The organism is Pseudomonas sp. HLT2-19-2 (genome assembly GCF_054898005.1).
Genome location: NZ_CM142712.1, coordinates 1568754 through 1591028, shown reverse-complemented (window position 1 = coordinate 1591028; position 22275 = coordinate 1568754). Strand labels below are relative to the sequence as shown.

19 protein-coding genes and 1 pseudogene are annotated in these 22275 nt (G+C 59.6%); 11 read left to right on the top strand and 9 right to left on the bottom strand.

Annotation, left to right across the window (positions count from 1 at the left end):
* Positions 1-11: 11 nt before the first annotated feature.
* Positions 12-314: pseudogene (locus ACYZTU_RS07315) on the top strand (MFS transporter); the annotation flags it as partial.
* A 67-nt stretch (positions 315-381) separates the two neighbouring features.
* Here ACYZTU_RS07315 and ACYZTU_RS07310 read toward each other — a convergent pair.
* The 3 genes from ACYZTU_RS07310 to ACYZTU_RS07300 all read right to left on the bottom strand — a co-directional run bounded on the left by ACYZTU_RS07310 (position 382) and on the right by ACYZTU_RS07300 (position 3319).
* Positions 382-1260, bottom strand: coding sequence for an ATPase (locus ACYZTU_RS07310; RefSeq protein WP_461969067.1), 879 nt, complete (start codon positions 1258-1260; stop codon positions 382-384).
* Positions 1261-1378: 118 nt separating this feature from the next.
* Entirely contained in the window at positions 1379-2371 is a 993-nt protein-coding gene (locus ACYZTU_RS07305) for an NAD-dependent epimerase/dehydratase family protein (protein WP_461969065.1), read from the bottom strand.
* 54 nt (positions 2372-2425) lie between these two features.
* The gene (locus ACYZTU_RS07300) at positions 2426-3319 is read right to left on the bottom strand and encodes a LysR family transcriptional regulator ArgP (protein WP_461969064.1); all 894 of its coding nucleotides are present in this window, start codon (positions 3317-3319) and stop codon (positions 2426-2428) included.
* 96 nt (positions 3320-3415) lie between these two features.
* On the opposite strand from ACYZTU_RS07300, the gene ACYZTU_RS07295 reads away from it, so the two are divergent.
* The 3 genes from ACYZTU_RS07295 (at position 3416) to ACYZTU_RS07285 (ending at position 5196) form a co-directional block, all read left to right on the top strand.
* Complete coding sequence (locus ACYZTU_RS07295; RefSeq protein WP_033057513.1) at positions 3416-3817, top strand: ACT domain-containing protein; 402 nt, start codon at positions 3416-3418, stop codon at positions 3815-3817.
* Between the two features lie 7 nt (positions 3818-3824).
* Entirely contained in the window at positions 3825-4424 is a 600-nt protein-coding gene (locus ACYZTU_RS07290; protein WP_461969062.1) for a LysE/ArgO family amino acid transporter, read from the top strand.
* A gap of 175 nt (positions 4425-4599) precedes the next feature.
* Positions 4600-5196: a superoxide dismutase gene (locus ACYZTU_RS07285; protein ID WP_149419098.1), complete on the top strand. Its 597-nt coding sequence runs from the start codon at positions 4600-4602 to the stop codon at positions 5194-5196.
* Positions 5197-5288: 92 nt separating this feature from the next.
* Here the strand turns inward: ACYZTU_RS07285 and ACYZTU_RS07280 are convergent, their stop codons facing one another.
* On the bottom strand, positions 5289-5555 hold the full coding sequence (locus tag ACYZTU_RS07280) for a DUF6124 family protein (protein WP_461969060.1): 267 nt from the start codon (positions 5553-5555) through the stop codon (positions 5289-5291).
* Positions 5556-6541: 986 nt separating this feature from the next.
* On the opposite strand from ACYZTU_RS07280, the gene ACYZTU_RS07275 reads away from it, so the two are divergent.
* The 7 genes from ACYZTU_RS07275 (at position 6542) to ACYZTU_RS07245 (ending at position 18286) form a co-directional block, all read left to right on the top strand.
* Positions 6542-8593 carry a putative bifunctional diguanylate cyclase/phosphodiesterase gene (locus ACYZTU_RS07275; protein WP_461969058.1) on the top strand — a complete coding sequence of 684 codons (2052 nt, stop codon included), beginning with the start codon at positions 6542-6544 and terminating at the stop codon, positions 8591-8593.
* Positions 8594-8752: 159 nt separating this feature from the next.
* Positions 8753-10099 (top strand): imelysin family protein, encoded by a 1347-nt coding sequence (locus ACYZTU_RS07270; protein WP_461969056.1) that lies wholly within the window; start codon positions 8753-8755, stop codon positions 10097-10099.
* Between the two features lie 160 nt (positions 10100-10259).
* On the top strand, positions 10260-11687 hold the full coding sequence (locus ACYZTU_RS07265) for a di-heme oxidoreductase family protein (RefSeq protein ID WP_461969054.1): 1428 nt from the start codon (positions 10260-10262) through the stop codon (positions 11685-11687).
* A gap of 26 nt (positions 11688-11713) precedes the next feature.
* Entirely contained in the window at positions 11714-12778 is a 1065-nt protein-coding gene (locus ACYZTU_RS07260) for an imelysin family protein (protein ID WP_461969052.1), read from the top strand.
* A gap of 14 nt (positions 12779-12792) precedes the next feature.
* Positions 12793-13890 (top strand): DUF1513 domain-containing protein, encoded by a 1098-nt coding sequence (locus ACYZTU_RS07255; protein ID WP_461969050.1) that lies wholly within the window; start codon positions 12793-12795, stop codon positions 13888-13890.
* 207 nt (positions 13891-14097) lie between these two features.
* The gene (locus ACYZTU_RS07250; protein ID WP_461969048.1) at positions 14098-15246 is read left to right on the top strand and encodes an efflux RND transporter periplasmic adaptor subunit; all 1149 of its coding nucleotides are present in this window, start codon (positions 14098-14100) and stop codon (positions 15244-15246) included.
* Positions 15247-15259: 13 nt separating this feature from the next.
* Entirely contained in the window at positions 15260-18286 is a 3027-nt protein-coding gene (locus tag ACYZTU_RS07245; RefSeq protein ID WP_461969046.1) for a multidrug efflux RND transporter permease subunit, read from the top strand.
* Between the two features lie 70 nt (positions 18287-18356).
* Here ACYZTU_RS07245 and ACYZTU_RS07240 read toward each other — a convergent pair whose 3' ends face one another.
* From ACYZTU_RS07240 to colR, 5 genes are all read right to left on the bottom strand, one after another.
* Complete coding sequence (locus ACYZTU_RS07240) at positions 18357-18584, bottom strand: hypothetical protein (RefSeq protein WP_282375393.1); 228 nt, start codon at positions 18582-18584, stop codon at positions 18357-18359.
* Positions 18585-18586: 2 nt separating this feature from the next.
* Positions 18587-19300 (bottom strand): lipopolysaccharide kinase InaA family protein, encoded by a 714-nt coding sequence (locus ACYZTU_RS07235; protein ID WP_461969044.1) that lies wholly within the window; start codon positions 19298-19300, stop codon positions 18587-18589.
* Between the two features lie 4 nt (positions 19301-19304).
* Positions 19305-19973, bottom strand: a complete 669-nt coding sequence (locus tag ACYZTU_RS07230; protein ID WP_461969042.1) for a class I SAM-dependent methyltransferase — start codon at positions 19971-19973, stop codon at positions 19305-19307.
* A 162-nt stretch (positions 19974-20135) separates the two neighbouring features.
* Entirely contained in the window at positions 20136-21419 is a 1284-nt protein-coding gene (locus ACYZTU_RS07225; RefSeq protein WP_461969040.1) for a sensor histidine kinase, read from the bottom strand.
* Entirely contained in the window at positions 21409-22092 is a 684-nt protein-coding gene (gene colR / locus ACYZTU_RS07220; protein ID WP_461969038.1) for a two-component system response regulator ColR, read from the bottom strand. Before colR ends, ACYZTU_RS07225 begins: the two co-directional genes overlap by 11 nt.
* Between the last annotated feature and the right edge of the window lie 183 nt (positions 22093-22275).

Here is a 22275-nt window from a genome sequence, read left to right as displayed (position 1 = left end):
AACCTCATGGCCGCTCGTCGGGAGGCGCGGTGGGTGTGGCATTGATGTCAGCACTGCTGCTGGCGTTGTTGCAGGACTCAGATTTCGCCCACTTGGCAGGCTCTTCGATGATTGCCGAGGGCAGCTCGGGAAATGTGCTGCTCGACGGCTTGAACGCTGCGCCGGGGGATGCGCAGAACGCCTTGCGCGCCGAACTGCTGCTGACCTTCCGGCATTTGTTGATGGTCAGCGCGGCGGTGTCGCTGCTGGGGCTGGCGGCAGCGATTGCGATGCCGAATAGGGTGTTGCGTGGGCGGGAAGACAAAGTCCGCTGATCTCTGCGATCGATCGCTCCCACAGCGTGGGAACGATCAATCCTCGCCACGGTATTCGGAATAGGGACTATTGCCCCCGAGCGCGGAGCTGCTGCTGCAGATTCTGGATCTGCGCTTGAAGGGTGTTGATGTTGCGGGTGACCTGACCACGGAAGGCGTCGAATTCGGCGGTGTTGGTCGCCCCTTGGGCAGGGGCCGGGCGATTGTCCTGTTCGCTTTTGAGCACAATGACTTCCTGCTCCAGACGCTCGATGGCAGCGCTCGGGTTGCCTTGCTTCTTCAGCGCGACGATGTCGGCGCCGAGGCTTTTCAGCTGTGCGTCGAATTTGTCTGTGTCCGCCGGCGCGGTTTTCAGCACGGCCACGTCACTGTTCAAGACTTTGACCTGAGCCTGCAATTGAATGGTGGCGGTCTGTTGCTCAGTGGTCTGAGCGGTCATCTGTGCCAAGCGTTGGTCCAGCTCGGTGGTCTGAGCGGTCATCTGCGCCAGGCGCTTGTCCAGCTCCGAAGTCTGGCCGGCAACGCCTTGCTGTTGTTTGCTCTGATCCTGAAGTTTGCTTTCCAGCTGCTTAATTTGCAGCTTCAAGGCTTCGCTGTCGCTGCTGACGTTGGTCTGGCTGGCTACAACCTTGCCGGAAATGTCCTGCAAGCGCCCCGCCGCATCCTCACTGATACGCGCGAAACTTTCCTGGGTCGCCACCAATTGCTGTTCCATCAGCGAGAGCTGCTGAAAGCTCCACCAGGCAAGACCTGCAAAAGCAAAGAACAAGGCACCCACCAATGCCCACAGCGGGCCGGTGCTCGCGCTTTTGACGTTGACTACTGGCGCGGTCCGCGAATGTACGGAGGTGCGAGCGGTGGTCGGAAAATCATCGTCGTCGAGGCTTTTGGCACGCAGGCTTGGTACATCGTCGAAGTCGTCGTTGGCATCGTTACGCATGGACATTGAGTCAACCTTTGTGGAACGCGGTGATGGCTTGATGCGGCGCAGTATAACCCCCACTGCCGCATCGATTGACCGTCATCTCCGAACTCGGTTCAGTGTTGCGGTGGGTGCTTGGGTGTCAGCGAATGTCCTGAGCCTTCCACCAGCCGCAGAATTCATCAAGGGCGGTCCAGAGACTGACTTTGGGATCGTAGTCCAGATAATGCTGGGCGCGGCTGATGTCCAGGGTGAAATTTTTGTTCATGACCTGCATGCCCAGGCGCGACAGGGTCGGTTCGGGACGACCCGGCCACACCTTGCACACCCCCTCGTTGAGCGCCGCCACGGTGTAGGCCAAACCGTAGGAACGGTAGCGGGTGACCTGTGGGACTTCCATCTTGCGCATCACGTAATTGACCACGTCCCACAGCGGAACCGGCGTGCCGTTGCTAATGTTGTAGGCCTTGCCCAAGGCCGAACCGCTGGCCAGCAAACTGCTGAGCAACGCTTCATTGAGGTTCTGCACGCTGGTGAAATCGACCTTGTTCAGGCCGTTGCCGATAATGGCAAGCCGTCCCTTGCGCTGCATTTTCAGCAATCTCGGGAAGATGCTCATGTCGCCGGCCCCCGTCACAAAACGCGGGCGCAGGGCCAGGGTTTCGAGGCCGAACTCCTGAGCGCCGAAGACCTTTTGCTCGGCCAGGTATTTAGTGGCGGCGTAGGGATGCTTGAAGCGCTTGGGCACCTGTTCTTCGGTCAGGCCCAGGTGATCGCGACCATCAAAGTAAATCGACGGCGACGACAAGTGCACCAGTCGCCGAACCCGCTGTTTCAAGCAAGCCTCGACCACGTTTTCCGTGACCTGCACGTTGCCTTGATGAAAGTCCTGATAACGCCCCCACAAGCCGACCGAGCCGGCGCAATGCACCACGGCTTCGACGTCTGTGCACAGGTCGCGCGCCAGTTCCGGGTCGCTCAAGTCTCCCTGGATGAACTCGGCGCCACGGCGCACCAGATGCTCCACACTTTCGGCCCGGCGACCGTTGACCCGCACGTCCAGGCCTTGCTCCAGGGCGAAACGCGCAAAGCGCCCGCCGATGAAGCCGCTTGCGCCGGTGACCAGAATCTTCATGAATTGCTCCGAATATTTCGTTTTGCGTATTGCGAGAGGTCTTGACGCTGCCCATCACTCCAACGGCACCAGCCATTGCTTTGACGAGCGCACCAACTGATCGGTCAGTAACCCCAGCAACTGACCGCCATTGCGCCAATGATGCCAGTACAGCGGCACATCGATCGGCTTATCTGGCAAAAGCTCCACCAATACGCCGCGCTCTAGTTGCTCGCGCACCTGCAGTTCAGGCACCAGGCCCCAACCGAGTCCCGCTTCTGTGAGGCGGATGAAGCCTTCGGACGAGGGGCATAGATGGTGTTCGAATCCGCCATCGACGCCGAGGGACGCGAGGTAGCGATGCTGTAGGAAATCGTCCGGGCCAAAGACCAGCGCTGGCGTTTTCGACAACTGATCGGCGCGCACACCTTCAGGAAAATGCCGGGCAATGAACGCCGGACTGGCCAACGCACGGTAGCGCATGGCCCCCAGCAAAACGCTTCGCGCGCCGGCCACCGGTCGCTCACTGGCGCAGACACACGCCGCGACTTCACCGGCGCGCATGCGTTTGAGGCCGACGGTCTGATCTTCGACCACCAGATCAAGCAGCAGATGCTGCTGCGCGCAAAAATCCCCGACCGCCACGGCCCACCACGTGGCGAGGCTGTCGGCATTCAGAGCGATGCGTAGGCGTTCCGGCAGGCCTTCTTCGTCGAGTGCCGGCACCAGGGTTTGCAAGTCCCGTTCAAGCAAACGCACCTGCTGCACATGGTTGAGCAATCGTCGGCCGATTTCGGTCGGGGCCGGCGGTGTAACCCGCACCAGCACCGGTTGACCGACCCGCGCCTCGAGCAATTTGATGCGCTGAGAGATCGCCGACTGAGATAAACCCAGCACCTGCGCAGCACGTTCGAACCCGGCCTGCTCAACCACCGCAGCCAAGGCAGAAAGCAATTTATAGTCGAACATCAGTTTTCCTAATGAGCGATCAGCATGATTGGTTTTTCTTATACAGCGTTGCACCGGAGAATGGCCAGCAAGAACTCTTGAACAAGGATCATCGACATGGCTGGCGAAACTTCATTGGCAACCCTGCTGCGCAGCATGAGCCCGCAACTTAACGTCGGCGAATACGTGTTCTGCACCCTGCGCGACGGCAAGTTGCCAGCAGGCCTTGAAATAGTCGGCAGCTTTCGCGAGCAGGAAGGTCTGACCGTGATTCTGGAACGTTCCCACGCCGAGAAGGCCGGCTTCAGTTTCGACTACGTCGCGGCCTGGATCACCTTGAACGTGCACTCGGCCCTCGAAGCCGTCGGCCTGACCGCCGCGTTCGCCACGGCATTAGGCCAGGCCGGCATCAGTTGCAACGTGATTGCCGGCTATTACCACGACCATTTATTCGTCGGCCAGGCCGATGCCGAACGCGCCCTGCACGTGCTGCGGGATCTGGCGGCCAACGCGGAGTAAACATCTTATGTGGCAAAGTTATGTGAACGGCCTGTTGGTGGCCGCGGGGCTGATCATGGCGATCGGTACTCAAAATGCGTTTGTGTTGGCTCAGAGTCTTAGGCGCGAACATCACCTGCCCGTGGCGGCACTCTGCGTGACCTGCGATGCCTTGCTGGTGGCCGCCGGGGTATTCGGCCTGGCGACGGTGCTGGCGCAGAACCCGACGTTGCTGGCATTCGCCCGTTGGGGTGGCGCGGCGTTTCTGATTTGGTATGGCAGCTTGGCGTTGCGTCGGGCCTGCTCGAAACAGAGCCTGCAACAAGGTGAAAACCAGACCGTGCGTTCGCTGCGAGCGGTAATGCTCAGCGCGCTGGCCGTGACCTTGCTCAACCCGCACGTTTATTTGGATACGGTGCTGCTGATCGGCTCCCTCGGCGCACAACAAACAGAGCCCGGCGCTTATGTGGTGGGAGCCGCGAGTGCGTCGTTGTTGTGGTTTTTCACCTTGGCATTAGGCGCCGCATGGTTGGCGCCATGGCTGGCCCGGCCAAGCACCTGGCGGATTCTCGATCTGTTGGTAGCGGTGATGATGTTTGCAGTGGCCTTTCAATTAATCGCTGGCTGATTATTCCAAAAGGCTCTGGAACCTCTATTCCACACAGTTGTTGCGTGGTTATGCCGCACCCCCGGTGCTATGATCCGAACCCGGCGCCGCAAAGAGTACAAACTCCCCGGCGCTTGTCTGGCCGCCCGTGATCGGCCTTGCGCTCACCGCAACTGACCTGATTAGGAGAATCATCATGGCTTTCGAATTGCCGCCGCTGCCTTACGCACACGATGCCCTGCAGCCGCACATTTCCAAGGAAACGCTGGAATACCACCACGACAAGCACCACAACACCTATGTCGTGAACCTGAACAACCTGGTGCCAGGCACCGAGTTCGAAGGCAAGACTCTGGAAGAAATCGTCAAGTCTTCCTCGGGCGGCATCTTCAACAACGCCGCTCAGGTCTGGAACCACACTTTCTACTGGAACTGCCTGGCGCCAAACGCCGGTGGTCAACCAACCGGCGCGCTGGCTGAAGCCATCAATGCTTCCTTCGGTTCGTTCGACAAGTTCAAAGAAGAATTCAGCAAAACCTCCATCGGTACCTTCGGTTCCGGTTGGGGCTGGCTGGTGAAAAAGGCTGACGGTTCCCTGGCCCTGGCCAGCACCATCGGCGCCGGCAACCCGCTGACCAGCGGCGACACCCCGCTGCTGACCTGCGACGTCTGGGAACACGCTTACTACATCGACTACCGCAACCTTCGTCCGAAATACGTCGAAGCGTTCTGGAACCTGGTCAACTGGAAATTCGTGGCTGAGCAGTTCGAAGGCAAAACCTTCACCGCTTAAGATCGACGCCAGTCAAAAAAACCCGGCTTTTGCCGGGTTTTTTTATGGGCGCTGGAAATGTGTTGCCTGTCAGGCCGTCTTCATCGCAACGCCTATTGTTGCGGGTCGACGATATCCAACGCCCGATTCACGGCCAAGTCCGCCAACATGACGATCTGCGCGATGGCCAGCGCCGTACTGCGCTGGGAGCCGGTCAGGTAGGTGGCGAGATCACTGGCCATGACGTTGGCTGAAGCCAATGACTCACAGGCGTGGGCCAGGAGGGATTCGGTATCCATGTCCGGGACGATCATGAACATAGTGTTGGGACTGTAGGGTTTGGTGGTGTTGAAGGGGGGATCGGGGATTAACTTATCCACTTACATTTCCTTTTGAGTTTGGAGCCATCGATTCCCGATCTCACTCGAAGAAGAGGTGGCAGCTATGTGCAGGGTGAGATCACCGGCAAAAGGAACCCGGCCGGACCGAAGTCCGCCCGCACACAGCCGCCATAAAACAATTGCTGACAGCCTGGAGCTGGCGGCAATTATGGAGGGCCTAGCGCTGGTTTCCAATTGCTTAGTCGGGGATCTCACTCCCGATCGCTGATTTTCAGCGACAGCCAAAAGGTTATTGACCCCGCGTCCGACAGGCAACCTGAAAACTGTGTGGGAAAGGTCTGGCGTTTTTACAGTTCAATAAACACAAAAGCAGAACCTGTGGGAGCGGGTACGCCTTTCGCTTCTCACCACTCAACAGGCCGAGCGTTAGCTCGCCTGCAGCTCTTGATCTTGATCCACCCGCCCCTTCGGGAGGCTGAGTGGAGGTGTTCATCTGGGGGGCAGGCGCGCAGCGCCGTTCGACGAAGTCGAACACATCGAGAGGAGGTTGAAGCGAAGCCAACCGGAGGCGATGCCCCCAGATGAATACCGGAACGAAGGAACGCCGAGCCTAGGCGAGGGGCCGGACGCTCGGGGCGAGACCTTTGCTTCCTTTGGGGCGTTTGCCAAAGGGAGTTGCCGTAAGGGCGAAACCATTAGTGGCCGTTACCGCAGGAATGGATATGTACACAGGGTGCATCCGCAGAAACCAGGGCAATTTCCCACGATGAAACCAGCGTTGAGCCCCTTGCCCCAGTGCCACAGCCGTCTAACATCAACCAAACAGAAAATATGTCCAAATCCCCCTCAAGTTGAAGGACTCAACAACCGACACAGTACAAATAGCGCAAATACTCCAAACGACAGCATTTCGGCCAAGCTACAGGCAAAACCCTATGTGATTGATTGCCCCTTTGACTGACATCACCGGATTGCCAATACTCATGGCAACTTGACGCTACCCGCACGGAACAAGGAAAGACTCTTTGAAGCTGGAACTCAAGAACAGCTTGTCGGTGAAGTTGCTCCGGGTCGTGCTCCTGTCGGCATTGATCGTCGGCGTGGTCTTGAGCTGCGCGCAGATCGTTTTCGATGCCTATAAAACACGCCAGGCCGTGGCCAGCGATGCCCAACGCATCCTCGACATGTTCCGCGACCCCTCGACACAGGCCGTCTACAGCCTGGACCGCGAAATGGGCATGCAGGTTATCGAAGGCCTGTTTCAAGACGACGCTGTCCGCAAGGCTTCCATTGGCCATCCCAACGAAACCATGCTCGCGCAAAAGTCTCGCGAGTTGCAGCATTCCGGCAGTCGCTGGCTGACCGACCTGATCCTCGGCAAGGAACGCACCTTCACCACCCAACTGGTGGGTCGCGGCCCTTACAGCGAGTATTACGGAGACCTGAGCATCACTCTCGACACCGCCACCTATGGCCAGGGTTTCATCGTCAGTTCGGTGATCATCTTCATATCCGGCGTGTTGCGCGCCCTGGCCATGGGGCTGGTGTTGTACCTGGTCTATCACTGGCTGCTGACCAAACCGCTGTCGCGAATCATCGAGCACCTTACGGAAATCAATCCGGATCGCCCCAGCGAACACAAAATCCCGCTGCTCAAGGGGCATGAAAAGAACGAACTGGGGATCTGGATCAACACCGCCAACCAATTGCTCGCGTCCATCGAGCGCAACACCCATTTGCGCCACGAAGCGGAAAACAGCTTGCTTCGCATGGCCCAGTACGACTTCCTCACCGGTCTGCCCAACCGCCAGCAATTGCAGCAGCAACTGGACAAAATCCTGGTAGACGCCGGCAAGTTGCAACGTAGGGTCGCGATATTGGTGGTCGGCCTGGACGACTTCAAGGGCATCAACGAACAATTCAGCTACCAGACCGGTGACCAACTGCTGCTGGCCCTCGCTGATCGCCTGCGAGCTCACAGCGGACGCCTCTGCGCCCTCGCCCGCCTTGGCGGCGACCAGTTCGCCCTGGTTCAGGCCGATATCGAACAACCCTACGAAGCAGCCGAACTGGCCCAAAGCATTCTTGATGACCTGGAAGCGACGTTCGCCCTCGATCATCAAGAGATTCGCCTGCGCGCCACCATCGGCATCACCCTGTTCCCCGAGGACGGTGACAGCACCGAAAAACTGCTGCAAAAAGCCGAGCAGACCATGACCCTGGCCAAGACTCGCTCACGCAACCGTTATCAGTTCTATATCGCCAGCGTCGACACCGAGATGCGCCGCCGTCGCGAGCTGGAAAAAGACCTGCGCGACGCCTTGGTTCGTAGCCAGTTCTACCTCGTCTACCAGCCGCAGATCAGCTATCGCGATCACCGGGTGGTGGGTGTCGAGGCACTGATTCGCTGGCAGCATCCCGAGCACGGGCTGGTTCCGCCAGACTTGTTCATCCCCCTGGCCGAGCAGAACGGCACCATCATCGCCATCGGTGAATGGGTGCTGGATCAGGCGTGCAAGCAATTGCGCGACTGGCATGACCAGGGTTTCGTCGACCTGCGCATGGCGGTGAATCTGTCCACGGTGCAACTGCACCACGCCGAGTTGCCACGGGTGGTCAACAACCTGCTGCAGATGTACCGCCTGCCACCGCGCAGCCTGGAGCTGGAAGTCACCGAAACCGGCCTGATGGAAGACATCAGCACGGCTGCCCAGCACCTGCTGAGCCTGCGTCGCTCCGGCGCGCTGATCGCGATCGACGACTTCGGCACCGGATACTCGTCATTGAGCTATCTGAAAAGCCTGCCGCTGGACAAGATCAAGATCGACAAGAGCTTCGTTCAGGACCTGCTCGATGACGACGACGATGCGACCATCGTTCGGGCCATCATCCAGTTGGGCAAGAGCCTGGGCATGCAGGTGATTGCCGAAGGCGTGGAAACCGCCGAGCAAGAGGCCTACATCATCTCTGAAGGCTGTCACGAAGGTCAGGGCTATCTCTACAGCAAGCCGCTGCCGGCGCGGGAATTGAGCGCGTATCTGAAACAGGCTCAGCGCAGTAATGCGGCCATCCTCTGAAAGATCGGTTGCGTGTGGACCGTTGATCCAGCGCAACCGTTTCGTGAATAAGAAATATTTCCAGGTACAACCCTTTACACATAATGCGAAAGATTTGCATTATGTCGCAGCTTTGCGCGCTTGCTGCGCCATTCCACCTCTCGAAGCAGGATGTTCGCCATGATTCGTATGCCTCTGGCTACCGCCAGTCTGTTGGCCATCGCTATTTCCCTCGCCGGTTGTGGCGAAGGCAAAGACAAAGCTGTCGCTGCGCAGGCGCCGACTCCGGCGGCCAGCACCTCAGCCCCGGCCGCTGCACCTGCCGCTGCCGGTAAAGTCGACGAAGCAGCCGCCAAAGCCGTTGTCGCGCATTACGCCGACATCGTCTTCGCCGTTTACAGCGATGCCGAATCTACTGCGAAGACCCTGCAAACCGCCGTCGACGCCTTCCTCGCCAAGCCGAACGCCGACACCTTGAAAGCCGCCAAGGCTGCCTGGGTTGCTGCTCGCGTTCCTTACCTGCAGAGCGAAGTGTTCCGCTTCGGAAACACCATCATCGACGACTGGGAAGGTCAGGTGAACGCCTGGCCACTGGACGAAGGCCTGATCGACTACGTCGACAAATCCTACGAGCACGCACTGGGTAACCCGGGCGCCACTGCCAATATCATCGCCAACACTCAAGTTCAGGTCGGCGAAGACAAGGTCGACGTGAAAGACATCACCCCGGCAAAACTCGCCAGCCTGAACGAGCTGGGTGGTTCCGAGGCCAACGTTGCCACCGGCTACCACGCCATCGAATTCCTGCTCTGGGGCCAGGACCTGAACGGTACCGGCCCTGGCGCCGGCAACCGTCCAGCTTCCGACTACCTGGAAGGCAAAGGCGCAACCGGCGGTCATAACGATCGTCGTCGCGCCTACCTGAAGTCCGTGACCCAACTGCTGGTCAGCGACCTGGAAGAAATGGTCGGTAACTGGAAGCCGAACGTGGCCGACAACTACCGCGCCACCCTGGAAGCCGAGCCTGCCGAAAGCGGCCTGCGCAAAATGTTGTTCGGCATGGGCAGCCTGTCCCTGGGCGAACTGGCGGGCGAGCGCATGAAGGTTTCCCTGGAAGCCAACTCCCCGGAAGACGAACACGACTGCTTCAGCGACAACACCCACAACTCGCAGTTCTACGATGCCAAAGGCATTCGTAATGTGTACCTGGGCGAGTACACCCGCGTCGACGGCACCAAAATGACCGGCGCCAGCCTGTCATCCCTGGTGGCCAAAGCCGACCCGGCGGCCGACACCGCGCTGAAAGCCGACCTGGCTGCGACCGAAGCGAAGATGCAGGTTATCGTCGATCACGCCAACAAGGGTGAGCACTACGACCAGCTGATCGCTGCCGGCAACACTGCTGGTAATCAGATCGTTCGTGACGCTATCGCTTCTCTGGTCAAACAGACTGGTTCGATCGAAGCGGCCGCCGGCAAACTGGGCATCAGCGACCTGAACCCGGACAACGCTGATCACGAGTTCTGATCAGCATTGCCTGAATGAACAAGGCGACCTTCGGGTCGCCTTTTTGCTGCCGGTCGCCGATCAGTTGCCCCACATCAAGCGAACGATAATTCCTCTTATTCAATCCCCCCTGCCCTGTTAGACTTTGCGCCCTTGTTTTGCTCGTGTTGCAGGATGTCTGATGCCCTCGCTGCCTCTTCGCTTGTCCGCACTGTTGCTGGCCTTGGGCCTTAGTGCCTGCGATGACGCCCCGCGCTTCACCCAAGCCGAACCCGGTGAAGCCCGGTCCGGTGGCAGCGCGACCGTGCGCAAGACCGATCAGAACTCGTTTTCCCTGCCGTCCGCCAATCTGCCACCGTCACGGCGCGTGGACTTCAGCGTCGGCAACAGCTTCTTCCGCAGTCCCTGGGTGATCGCCCCATCGACCACCACCGCCAGGGATGGTATCGGCCCATTGTTCAACACCAACGCCTGCCAGAACTGCCACATCAAGGACGGCCGCGGGCATCCGCCCACGCCTGATGCGCAGAACGCCGTGTCGATGCTGGTGCGCCTGTCAATTCCCGATGCGCCGGCGTATGCCAACGTCATCGAGCAGCTCGGTGTCGTCCCGGAGCCCGTCTACGGCGGACAATTCCAGGACATGGCCGTACCCGGTGTCGTCCCGGAAGGCAAAGTGCGTGTCGATTACGCGCCCGTTCCGATTCGTTTCAAGGACGACACCGAAGTCGAGTTGCGCAAGCCGACGTTGCAGATCACCCAACTCGGCTACGGTCCGATGCACCCTGATACCCGTTTCTCGGCGCGTGTCGCACCGCCGATGATTGGCTTGGGTCTGCTGGAAGCGATCCCCGACGAGGCGATCCTGGCCAATGCACAAGCTCAGGCAAAAGACAAAAACGGCATCGCCGGACGCCCGAACCGGGTCTGGGATGACACGCAGCAAAAAACCGTCCTCGGGCGATTTGGCTGGAAGGCCGGACAACCGAACCTCAATCAACAAAATGTCCACGCGTTTTCCGGTGACATGGGCCTCACCACAAGCCTGAGACCCGTTGATGATTGCACCGACACGCAAGCCGCTTGCAAGCAGGCGCGCAATGGCAATGGCCCGGATGGCGAGCCGGAAGTCAGCGATAACATCCTGCGTCTGGTGCTGTTCTACAGCCGTAATCTCGCCGTACCGTCCCGCCGCGATGTTGGCGCGCCCGATGTGCTGGCCGGCAAGAATCTGTTTTTCCAGGCCGGGTGCCAGTCCTGTCATACCCCGAAATACACCACCGCCGCCAACGCCGCCGAACCTGAACTGGCCGATCAAGTGATTCGCCCTTACAGCGATCTGCTGCTGCACGACATGGGCGACGGTCTGGCCGACAACCGTACCGAATTCCAGGCCAGTGGCCGCGACTGGCGCACCCCGCCGTTGTGGGGAATCGGCTTGACGCAGGCGGTCAGTGGCCACACCCAGTTTTTGCACGATGGCCGCGCACGCAATCTGCTCGAAGCCGTGCTCTGGCATGGCGGCGAAGCCAAAGCGGCGCAGCAACAGGTTTTGTCTTTCAATGCCGAGCAGCGCGCTGCGTTACTGGCGTTTTTGAATTCCCTTTAATACGTATTCCATTGCGGGAGCCCGACATGTTCCGTCCCAAATTGTTGTTCACCAGCCTTGCCGCGCTAGCCTTGGGCGCCTGTTCACCTCAGGATCAGCAGGCCGTTACTTCGGCGGCCATCGCCAAGCAAGTGATCCTGCCGACGTACAGCCGCTGGGTAGAAGCCGACCGTCAACTGGCGGTCAGCGCCCTGGCCTTCTGCGAAGGCAAGGAAAACCTCGACACCGCCCGTGCCGATTTCCTGCACGCGCAGAAAGCCTGGGCCGAGTTGCAACCGCTGCTGATCGGCCCGCTGGCCGAGGGCAACCGTTCGTGGCAGGTGCAGTTCTGGCCGGACAAGAAAAACCTCGTGGGCCGTCAGGTCGAGCAACTGGTCACCGCGCAGCCGCAGATCGATGCCGCCGCCCTGACCAAATCGAGCGTGGTGGTTCAGGGCCTGTCGGCCTACGAATACATCTTGTTCGACAGCAAGATCGACATGGCCGACAGCGCCCAGAAAGCCAAGTACTGCCCGCTGCTGAGCGCCATTGGCGAGCGTCAGAAGCAATTGGCCGAAGAGATCCTGTCGCGCTGGAACACCAATGACGGCATGCTCGCGCAGATGAGCAAATTCCCCAACCCGCGCTACGCCGACTCCCACGAAGCGATCGCGGACCTGCTGCGCGTGCAAGTCACCGCGCTGGACTCCCTGAAGAAAAAACTCGGCACGCCGATGGGCCGTCAGAGCAAGGGCATTCCTCAGCCGTTCCAGGCCGATGCCTGGCGCAGCAAGTCCTCGCTGCAAGGTCTGGAAGCCAGCCTGGCTGCGGCGCAAACCGTTTGGGTCGGTGTCGACAACAAAGGCCTGCGCGGTCTGTTGCCGAACGAACAAAAACCCCTGGCCGACAAGATCGACGCCGCTTACGCTGCGTCCCTGAAACTGTTCGCCAGCAACCAGCGCTCGCTGACCGAAATGCTCGGCGATGACGCCGGTCGCCAGCAACTCAACGATATCTACGACAGCCTCAACGTCGTCCACCGCCTGCACGAAGGCGAACTGGCCAAGGCGCTGGGCATCCAACTGGGCTTCAACGCCAACGACGGTGACTGATGAGGGCAAGTTCCATGCTGCGACGCCAGGCTCTGACGTTAGGTAGTTTGCTGCTGGGTGCGGTGACGCTGGGCGGCTGGACGCTGTTCAAGCAGAAGGACAAAAGCCCGCTGCTGCTCTCGGCACGGGACGATACCGACGGCAAACATTACGCTGTCGGATACCGGCTGGACGGCACCCGGGTGTTTGCCACCCAGGTCGGCCAGCGTTGTCACGACATCATCAACCACCCGACGCTGCCGATTGCGCTGTTCGTCGCCCGTCGACCAGGCACCGAGAGTTACCTGATCGACCTGCGCGACGGCACGCTGCTGCAAACCGTGGTCTCACGGCCGAACCGGCACTTCTACGGCCACGCGGTGATTCACCAGAGCGGCGACTGGCTGTACGCCACCGAGAACGACACCACCGATCCGGGTCGTGGCTTGCTGGGTGTGTATAAGTTCGAAGGTGAGCAACTTATCCACAGCGGCGAGATCCCCACCCACGGCGTCGGCCCGCATCAGGTGTCGTGGATGCCCGATGGTGAAACCCTGGTGGTCGCCAACGGCGGCATTCGCACCGAGGCCGAAAGCCGCGTCGAGATGAACCTCAACGCCATGGAACCGAGTCTGGTCCTGATGCAACGCGACGGCACCCTGCTGAGCAAGGAAACCCTCACCCAGCAGATGAACAGCGTGCGTCATTTGGGGATTGCCAGCGACGGCACCATCGTCGCCGGCCAGCAGTTCATGGGGCCGTCTCACGAGTCTTCGCAGCTGCTGGCGATCAAGCGGCCCGGTCAGCCATTCGTGGCCTTCCCGGTGCCTGAGCATCAGTTGCAGGCCATGGGGCATTACACCGCCAGCGTCGCGGTGCACAGCGAACTGCGCCTGGTCGCGTTGACCGCGCCACGGGGCAATCGCTTTTTCATCTGGGACCTGGACAGCGGTGAAGTGCGCCTGGACGCGCCGCTTCCCGATTGTGCCGGAGTCGGTGCGGTGGCCGATGGTTTTGTCGTGACCTCGGGTCAGGGGCGATGCCGGTACTACGATTGCCGCCAGACAGATCTTGTAGCAAAACCACTGGAGCTGCCCGCAGGGCTCTGGGACAACCACCTGCATCTCATCTGATCTCGCCCTGCCCTTGTAGGAGCCGAGCTTGCTGGCGAAAGCGATGTATCAGTCGGTATTTCAGTTGACTGACACACCGCTTTCGCGAGCAAGCTTCGCTCCTACAGGTTTTGCGCCATCCTGTAATAAGTGGCAGTTGGATTCACTGCCACTCTCGGAGTAATGTGCCCAACTGTCTCACCTGATTTTCTCCAAGGAAGTGGAAATATGCTGCGTCGCCGCATGCTGATCATGCTGGGTGTTGTTCTGCTGATCGTGCTGGTCCTGGCCGGTTATAAAGCCTTCTCCATCTATACGATGATTCAGGGCTTTGCTGCGCCGAAACCGCCGATCAGTGTCGCCGTGGCCACCGCCACCGAACGGCCGTGGCAGGCTCGCCTGCCAACCGTCGGCACTCTCAAGGCGCTGCAAGGCGTCGACCTGAGCCTGGAGATCGCCGGCACCGTCACCAATGTGCAATTCCAGTCGGGGCAGAAGGTCAAGGCCGGCCAGCCGATCGTCCAACTCGATAGCGCCGTGGAAACCGCCCTGCTGGAAACCGCCCTCGCCGACCTCGGACTGGCCCAAGTGGATTACAACCGCGGCAGCCAACTGGTAGGCAGCCAGGCGATCTCCAAAGGCGAATTCGACCGACTCTCGGCGGCATTCAAAAAGAACAAGGCCACGGTCAATCAGCTCAAGGCTTCGCTCGAGAAAAAACGCATCGTCGCGCCGTTCAGCGGAACCATCGGCATTCGTCAGGTGGACGTTGGTGACTACGTGGCCAGCGGCACCATGATCGCCACCCTGCAAGACCTCAGCAGCCTTTACGTCGACTTCTTCGTGCCCGAGCAGTCGGTGCCGAAGATCGCCATCGGCCAACCGGTACAGATCATTGTCTCGGCCTACCCGGCGCAGAACTTCCCCGGGACCATCAGTGCAATCAACCCAAAAGTCGAAAACAGCACTCGCAACGTCCAGGTCCGCGCGACCCTGGCCAACCCCGACAGCAAACTGTTGCCGGGAATGTTCGCCAGCCTGCAAGTGTTGTTGCCCGACCCGCAGCCGCGCATCGTCGTGCCGGAAAGCGCGATCACCTACACGCTGTACGGCAATTCGCTCTATGTTGTCGCGCAGAAAAAAGCCGAAGACGGCAACGTCGCAAAGGACGATAAGGGCGAGCCCATTCTGATCGCCGAACGGCGTTTCATTGAAACCGGCGAGCGCCGCGACGGTGTGGTGATGATCACCAAGGGCGTGCAGAACGGTGAAAAAGTGGTCACGGCCGGCCAGATCAAACTGGACAACGGCGCACATATCGCGATCAGCGACGACAAGACACTAGCCGAGAAGAGCAGTCAGCCTCGCGTTGACTGATCAAGGAATCCCCATGGCTTTTACCGACCCGTTCATCCGCCGCCCGGTGCTCGCCACCGTGGTCAGCCTGTTGATTGTGCTGCTGGGCTTCCAGGCCTGGAGCAAGTTGCCGCTGCGCCAATATCCGCAAATGGAAAACGCCCTGATCACGGTCACCACCGCTTACCCCGGGGCCAATGCCGAGACCATCCAGGGCTACATCACCCAACCGATGCAGCAGAGTCTGGCCAGCGCCGAGGGTATCGACTACATGACGTCGGTCAGTCGCCAGAACTTCTCGGTCATCTCGATCTACGCGCGCATTGGCGCCAACAGCGACCGCTTGTTCACCGAATTGCTGGCCAAGGCCAACGAGGTGAAAAACCAGCTGCCCCAGGACGCCGAAGACCCGGTACTGAGCAAGGAAGCCGCCGACGCCTCGGCACTGATGTACATCAGCTTCTTCAGCAAGGAGCTGAGCAACCCGCAGATTACCGACTACCTGTCGCGGGTCATCCAGCCGAAACTGGCGACCCTGCCGGGCATGGCCGAAGCCGAGATTCTCGGCAACCAGGTGTTCGCCATGCGCCTGTGGCTGGACCCGGTCAAGCTGGCCGGTTTCGGCCTGAGTGCCAGCGACGTGACCGATGCGGTGCGCAAGTACAACTTCCTCTCCGCCGCCGGCGAAGTGAAAGGCGAGTACGTCGTCACCAGCATCAACGCCAACACTGAGCTCAAATCCGCTGAAGCCTTCGCCGCGATTCCGCTCAAGGTCGAGGGCGACAGTCGCGTGCTGCTCAGCGATGTGGCGCGCGTTGAAATGGGCGCGGAAAACTACGACTCGATCAGTTCTTTCGGCGGCACGCCTTCGGTGTACATCGGCATCAAGGCCACGCCTGGCGCCAACCCGCTGGACGTGATCAGGGAAGTGCGCAAGATCATGCCGGACCTGGAAGCCCAACTGCCGCCGAACCTCAAAGGTGAAATCGCCTACGACGCCACGCTGTTCATCCAGGCCTCAATCGACGAAGTGGTGAAAACCCTGTTTGAAGCGGTGCTGATCGTCATCGTGGTGGTGTTCCTGTTCCTCGGCGCGCTGCGTTCGGTGGTGATCCCGGTGGTCACCATCCCGCTGTCGATGATCGGCGTGATGTTCTTCATGCAGATGATGGGCTACTCAATCAACCTGCTGACGTTGCTGGCGATGGTATTGGCCATCGGCCTAGTGGTGGACGACGCCATCGTCGTGGTGGAGAACATTCACCGGCACATCGAAGAAGGCAAGACGCCGTTGGATGCGGCCATCGAAGGCGCCCGGGAAATCGCCATGCCGGTGGTCTCGATGACCATCACCCTGGCGGCGGTCTATGCGCCGATCGGCTTCCTGACGGGGCTGACGGGGGCGCTGTTCAAGGAATTCGCCCTGACCCTGGCCGGGGCGGTGGTGATCTCTGGCATCGTCGCCCTGACTCTGTCGCCGATGATGTGCGCCTTCTTGCTGCGTCATGACGAAAATCCCAGCGGCCTGGCCCATCGACTGGACCTGATATTCGAAGGTCTCAAGCGCCGTTACCAAAGCATGCTGCACGCAACCCTGAACACCCGGCCGGTGGTGCTGGTGTTCGCGGTGATCGTGCTGTGCCTGATTCCGGTGCTGCTCAAATTCACCGAGTCGGAACTGGCGCCCGACGAGGACCAGGGCATCATTTTCATGATAGCCAACGCCCCGCAACCGGCCAACCTCGACTACCTGAGCACCTACACCGACGAGTTCGTCACGATCTTCAAAACGTTTCCCGAGTACTACTCGTCGTTCCAGATCAACGGTTTCAACGGCGTGCAATCGGGCATCGGCGGCTTCCTGCTCAAACCGTGGAACGAACGCAGCCGCACTCAGATGGAAATCCTGCCCGAGGTCCAGCGCAAACTGGAGAGCATTTCCGGGCTGCAGATCTTCGGCTTCAACCTGCCCTCCCTGCCGGGCACCGGCGAGGGGCTGCCGTTTCAGTTCGTCATCAGTTCCGCCAACGATTACGAGTCACTGCTGCAAGTGGCCGACCGGGTGAAAAAGCGGGCAATGGAATCCGGCAAGTTCGCCTTCGTCGACCTCGACCTGGCATTCGACAAGCCCGAAGTGGTGGTGGATATCGATCGTGCCAAGGCCGCACAGATGGGTGTTTCCATGCAGGATCTTGGCGGGACACTCGCGACGTTGCTGGGTGAGGCGGAGATCAACCGTTTCACCATTGAAGGTCGCAGCTACAAAGTCATCGCTCAGGTCGAACGGCCTTTCCGGGATAACCCCGACTGGCTGAACAATTATTACGTCAAGAACACCCAAGGCGAATTGCTGGCCCTGTCGACCCTGATCACGGTGACCGACCGGGCGCGACCACGGCAGTTGAACCAGTTCCAGCAACTCAATTCGGGCATCCTGTCCGGGGTGCCGCTGGTCAGCATGGGTGAAGCCATCGACACCGTGCGCCAGATCGCTCGGGAAGAGGCACCGGTGGGTTATGCCTTCGACTATGCCGGCGCATCACGGCAATACGTCCAGGAAGGCAGTGCGCTGTGGGTCACCTTCGCCCTGGCACTGGCGATCATTTTCCTGGTCCTGGCCGCCCAATTCGAAAGCTTTCGCGATCCGCTGGTGATTCTGGTGACCGTGCCGTTATCGATCTGTGGCGCGTTGATCCCGCTGTTCCTCGGCTGGTCGAGCATGAACATCTACACCCAGGTCGGCCTGGTGACGTTGATCGGGCTGATCAGCAAGCACGGCATCCTGATCGTCGAATTCGCCAACCAGTTACGCAAGGACAAAGGCCTTTCGCCGCGCGAAGCCGTGGAGGAAGCGGCGGCGATTCGTCTGCGTCCGGTGTTGATGACCACTGCTGCGATGGTGTTCGGTATGGTGCCGTTGATCATCGCCACGGGGGCGGGGGCCGTCAGCCGGTTCGACATCGGCACGGTGATCGCCACGGGGATGTCGATCGGGACATTGTTTACGCTGTTCGTGTTGCCCTGTGTTTACACGGTGCTGGCCAAACCCGATAAGCCATAGCGCCGATCAGCATCATTCAAAAAAAAAGGCCTCGCATTTGGCGAGGCCTTTTATTTTGGCTTCAATCTGTTCAACTTTGTGGCCTCAATCCTTGAGAAAGACCGAACATGAACAGCAATAAATCATGATCGGGTTGGGATGCCACGGATGCCTTGGCAACGCGTGGCAACGGACAGTGCGCGTCGCCATTCACTGAACTGAGGACTTGCGTGCGGGGCTGCTCCCATGCCGCCACCGCCAATGAAGCAACTGCCAAGGCTCCTATCAAAAACCCAACTCGTGCAATTTCGAGTTTCATTGCTATAAACCTTTGATAGCGCTGCCAAACGCCGTCTCATAAAAATAGACGAGTTTCTGCCAGTCCGTCGTGCTGAATGACGAGTGGCGACGCAGTTGTTTCATGTCATTGGACGCCGCGCGAAGGGCGGTCAAACGCTTCCGGCATTTCTCCAGATCGATCAACGCCACTTCGACTTTTGCAGTCTCGCCTTCGCCGGTGACGCGCACGAATACGTGCTTGATGTAGAGGCAGCTGTGCTGCCAGCGCCCCTTGTGCATCCGAACCAGATTCTCGGCCAGATCCTTCAACACTCGATCATGCACGGCCTCACCGTGACGCTCGCGACCGCCGCCAGCGTACCAATGCTCGACTTCCTCAAATCCGTCCAGCGACTTGGTCACCAGCAATGCGCGCCATTTGTGTACAGGATCGCGCTGAGCACCGCAGAAAACGATCTCCGGAACACGAACGTCGAGCAGATGCATGCGTGTGAGCGCATCGCGCTCGCGCAACACCGTCGGCCGACCAAACGGGTGCAGCCAGCTGCGATAGATATGCCCGGTCTGACGTTTAACGTAAAGCAGCTGTCCATTGCTGCTCACGACGCGCTGCACGCCGCTTTCTCCTCCGCGACGGACGTTGGGTTCTTCTACCCATTCACCGCGCTGATTCCAGAAATAGTCGAAGCGGACTTGAGGAGCGACGTCCGTTTCTGCTGCACATTGCACTGCCATTCTGTTACCTCTTGCGTAATACGTAGACCCGCCACATGGCATAGAGCGGTAAAAAATCCAGTTGTTCCTCGATACGGAAACCCACCTGCTCGAATTCCTTTTCAACCGTAGCCGCCGGTAACACAAATCGATTTTGGTAACCTTGCTGCCCACGGGTTTTCTCGGCGCGCTTGCGTTTCCACGCTTTGAAATTGCCGTCCACCCACAAAGAAAGGATCACGCTGTCGCGGGTGACGCGCTCGAACTCACGCAAAATAGCCAGTCGATGCTCGGCTTCACCGATGTGATGGAGCAAACGCATGCAGAAAATGCTGTCGACGGCGTTACCAGGTAAGGCAATGTCGAATGCAGAAGTGTGCAAGGGCTGTACCCGTTTCACCACATCGGCAGGTTGCGCCTGCATGGCAATCTTCAGCATGGACTCGGAGTTGTCAGCCCCGATGATGGCTCGATTGGTTTTCTCCGCCAGCAATGGCCAGAAACGTCCCGCACCACAGGGCAAATCGAGGACCAGACCCGGCTCACCGACCAGTGCCAGCGCTTTGCGCGCCAGTTGCTCGTCACGCCAGTGGGACAGGCGGCGGCCAAGGCCATCCTTATGTTTGCGCAGGTAGTGTTTAGCGTGTTGATCGTCGTATTTTTCGGAAAAATCAAGTTTGATCGGACCGTCCATCAACAAGGTCTCCTGAGCCGTTGATGGCACCCACGATAGGTAGCGCCGTGTCAGCGTAAGGTCATACCTTTGTGAAAAAAATGTTATGTAAAACTTCAAATTATTTCGAGGTTTTACAGAGCGATAGCGATCGCTCCCGGCTCCTGCGTTTCAAGAGGTTGATCAGTCCACATCCGACGGATACAACTCCACCTGAAAACGACAACCATTGGGTTCCATGTTCGTCAGGCTGACGTTCCAACCCTGGTTTTCACAGATCCGCTGCACCAGCGACAGTCCCAACCCCAGGCCCTCGCCGCGTTTCTCATTGCCCCGCACGAAGGGCTCGAACATCGCCTCGCGTTTTTCTTCTGGAATGCCCACGCCGCTGTCCTCGACGATGAAACCCGTGGCCGTCAGGGTCAGGCGGATGAACCCGTGCTCGGTGTAATGCAGCGCGTTACGCAGCAGGTTGCCCATGACCGCGTGCAGCAGGGTTGCGTTGTAGCAGGTGTTTGCCGGAGTGCCCGGCTCAAAGATCAGCGCCAGCCCCTTGGCCTCGATCGGCTCGCGCCACAAATTGAGCAGTCCATCGGCTACCTGGCTCAGGGTCTGGTGGGGCGACATGCCGGCGTCTTCACGCTGTGCGCGGGCCAACATCAGGAAGGTTTGCACCAGCTCGCGCATCTCTTCACAGGCGCGGGCGATTCGCTCGACCTGAGCACGTCCACGCTGATCGATGCCGGGGTTTTCCAGCAGCAGCTCGCAGGAGCTGGCCAGCACCATCAATGGCGTGCGCAGTTCGTGACTGACGTCACTGGTGAACATCCGTTCGCGGGTCAACGCCTGGCGCAAGCGCCCGAGGGTGGCATCGAAGGCCACGGCCAACTCGCCCACTTCATCGGCGGCGTAATCCGGCGCCAGCGGTGGCGCCAGACCCAATAATTGATCACGGTGACGGACCTGGCGGGCCAGTCGCACCACGGGCGCCATCACTTTGCGCGCCAGTACCCAGCCGAGAAACACTGCCAATGCCAGACTCAGGACGAAGCCCACCAGCACGACGGCAAACAGCACCCGTTCACGCTCTTCGAAATCGCTCTGATCCTGCAACAGCACGTAGTGGCGGCCGTCGACGACTTCGACCATCGCGTGATACGACAGCTGCTCGCGAAACACTTCGTGAAAGCCCGGGTCCAGGTGCCGCAGGTCCTTGGGGAGTTCGAAGTCGCCCGGCCCGCCGCTGAAATAGAACATCTGGTCCGGCTCGGGACGGTGACTCCAGTCCGACACGCTGTCCATCAGCAACAGACGTTGTAAATCGCCCCCCAGCCCTGCCGATATCAGTTTTTCTTCCACCAGGTGCACGGTCGCCACAATGCCCATGGCAAAGGCTCCCGCGACCAGTGCGCTCATCAGCGCAAAGGCGATGATGATCCGATGAGCAAGGCTCTGTTTAAACTCCATCTCGGCCCTCAGCCAAGCGATAACCCACACCGTGCACGGTTTGCAGCAACGGTTTGGTGAACGGCTTGTCGATCACCTGGCGTAATTGATGGACGTGGCTGCGCAGGCTGTCACTGTCCGGGCAGTCATCACCCCACAGCGCCTCTTCGAGAATTTCGCGGCGCAGTACGTGAGGACTTTTCTGCATCAATACGGCCAGCAACTTCAGGCCCACCGGGTTGAGTTTCAGCAGACGTCCTTCGCGGGTCACCTCCAGGGTATCGAGGTCGTAGATCAGATCGCCGACCTGCAAGGTGCGGCGGCCGCCACCTTGGGCGCGACGCATGACCGCCTCGATGCGCGCCGCCAATTCAGACAGGGCAAAGGGTTTGATCAGGTAGTCATCGGCGCCGGACTTGAAACCTTGCAGCCGGTCGTCCAGTTGATCGCGAGCGGTGAGCATGATCACCGGCGTGTCGCGGCGCGCGTCTTCACGCAGGCGTTTGCACAGGGTGTAGCCGTCGATACCCGGCAACATGATGTCGAGTACGATCAAGTCGTAATGCTCGGTGGCCGCCAGGTGCAAGCCTGACAAACCGTCCTGCGCGCAATCCACGGTATAGCCTTTGAGCCCCAGGTAATCGGCCAGATTGGCCAGGATATCGCGGTTGTCTTCAACCAATAGAATTCGCATGGGTATCTGCTCCGTACACAGTAACGGCCGTCTTGGCCCGCGCAGCTTAAGGCCAAGTGTGGCTGAGGGCTAGGGCTGCGTGCAGTTGTAAATCCACACCAAAACCCCGGGGAGACTTTAACGACTTTTTCACTATCGATTCACACGCTGGCGACAGAATCAGGCTCAAACTCCGCGCGGCTG

Coding starts and splice junctions, on each gene's coding strand:
- ACYZTU_RS07310 (WP_461969067.1), bottom strand. CDS start 1,260: ATGTCCATGCGTAACGATGCCAACGACGACTTCGACGATGTACCAAGC.
- ACYZTU_RS07305 (WP_461969065.1), bottom strand. CDS start 2,371: ATGAAGATTCTGGTCACCGGCGCAAGCGGCTTCATCGGCGGGCGCTTT.
- ACYZTU_RS07300 (WP_461969064.1), bottom strand. CDS start 3,319: ATGTTCGACTATAAATTGCTTTCTGCCTTGGCTGCGGTGGTTGAGCAG.
- ACYZTU_RS07295 (WP_033057513.1), top strand. CDS start 3,416: ATGGCTGGCGAAACTTCATTGGCAACCCTGCTGCGCAGCATGAGCCCG.
- ACYZTU_RS07290 (WP_461969062.1), top strand. CDS start 3,825: ATGTGGCAAAGTTATGTGAACGGCCTGTTGGTGGCCGCGGGGCTGATC.
- ACYZTU_RS07285 (WP_149419098.1), top strand. CDS start 4,600: ATGGCTTTCGAATTGCCGCCGCTGCCTTACGCACACGATGCCCTGCAG.
- ACYZTU_RS07270 (WP_461969056.1), top strand. CDS start 8,753: ATGATTCGTATGCCTCTGGCTACCGCCAGTCTGTTGGCCATCGCTATT.
- ACYZTU_RS07265 (WP_461969054.1), top strand. CDS start 10,260: ATGCCCTCGCTGCCTCTTCGCTTGTCCGCACTGTTGCTGGCCTTGGGC.
- ACYZTU_RS07260 (WP_461969052.1), top strand. CDS start 11,714: ATGTTCCGTCCCAAATTGTTGTTCACCAGCCTTGCCGCGCTAGCCTTG.
- ACYZTU_RS07255 (WP_461969050.1), top strand. CDS start 12,793: ATGCTGCGACGCCAGGCTCTGACGTTAGGTAGTTTGCTGCTGGGTGCG.
- ACYZTU_RS07250 (WP_461969048.1), top strand. CDS start 14,098: ATGCTGCGTCGCCGCATGCTGATCATGCTGGGTGTTGTTCTGCTGATC.
- ACYZTU_RS07245 (WP_461969046.1), top strand. CDS start 15,260: ATGGCTTTTACCGACCCGTTCATCCGCCGCCCGGTGCTCGCCACCGTG.
- ACYZTU_RS07240 (WP_282375393.1), bottom strand. CDS start 18,584: ATGAAACTCGAAATTGCACGAGTTGGGTTTTTGATAGGAGCCTTGGCA.
- ACYZTU_RS07235 (WP_461969044.1), bottom strand. CDS start 19,300: ATGGCAGTGCAATGTGCAGCAGAAACGGACGTCGCTCCTCAAGTCCGC.
- ACYZTU_RS07230 (WP_461969042.1), bottom strand. CDS start 19,973: ATGGACGGTCCGATCAAACTTGATTTTTCCGAAAAATACGACGATCAA.
- ACYZTU_RS07225 (WP_461969040.1), bottom strand. CDS start 21,419: ATGGAGTTTAAACAGAGCCTTGCTCATCGGATCATCATCGCCTTTGCG.
- colR (WP_461969038.1), bottom strand. CDS start 22,092: ATGCGAATTCTATTGGTTGAAGACAACCGCGATATCCTGGCCAATCTG.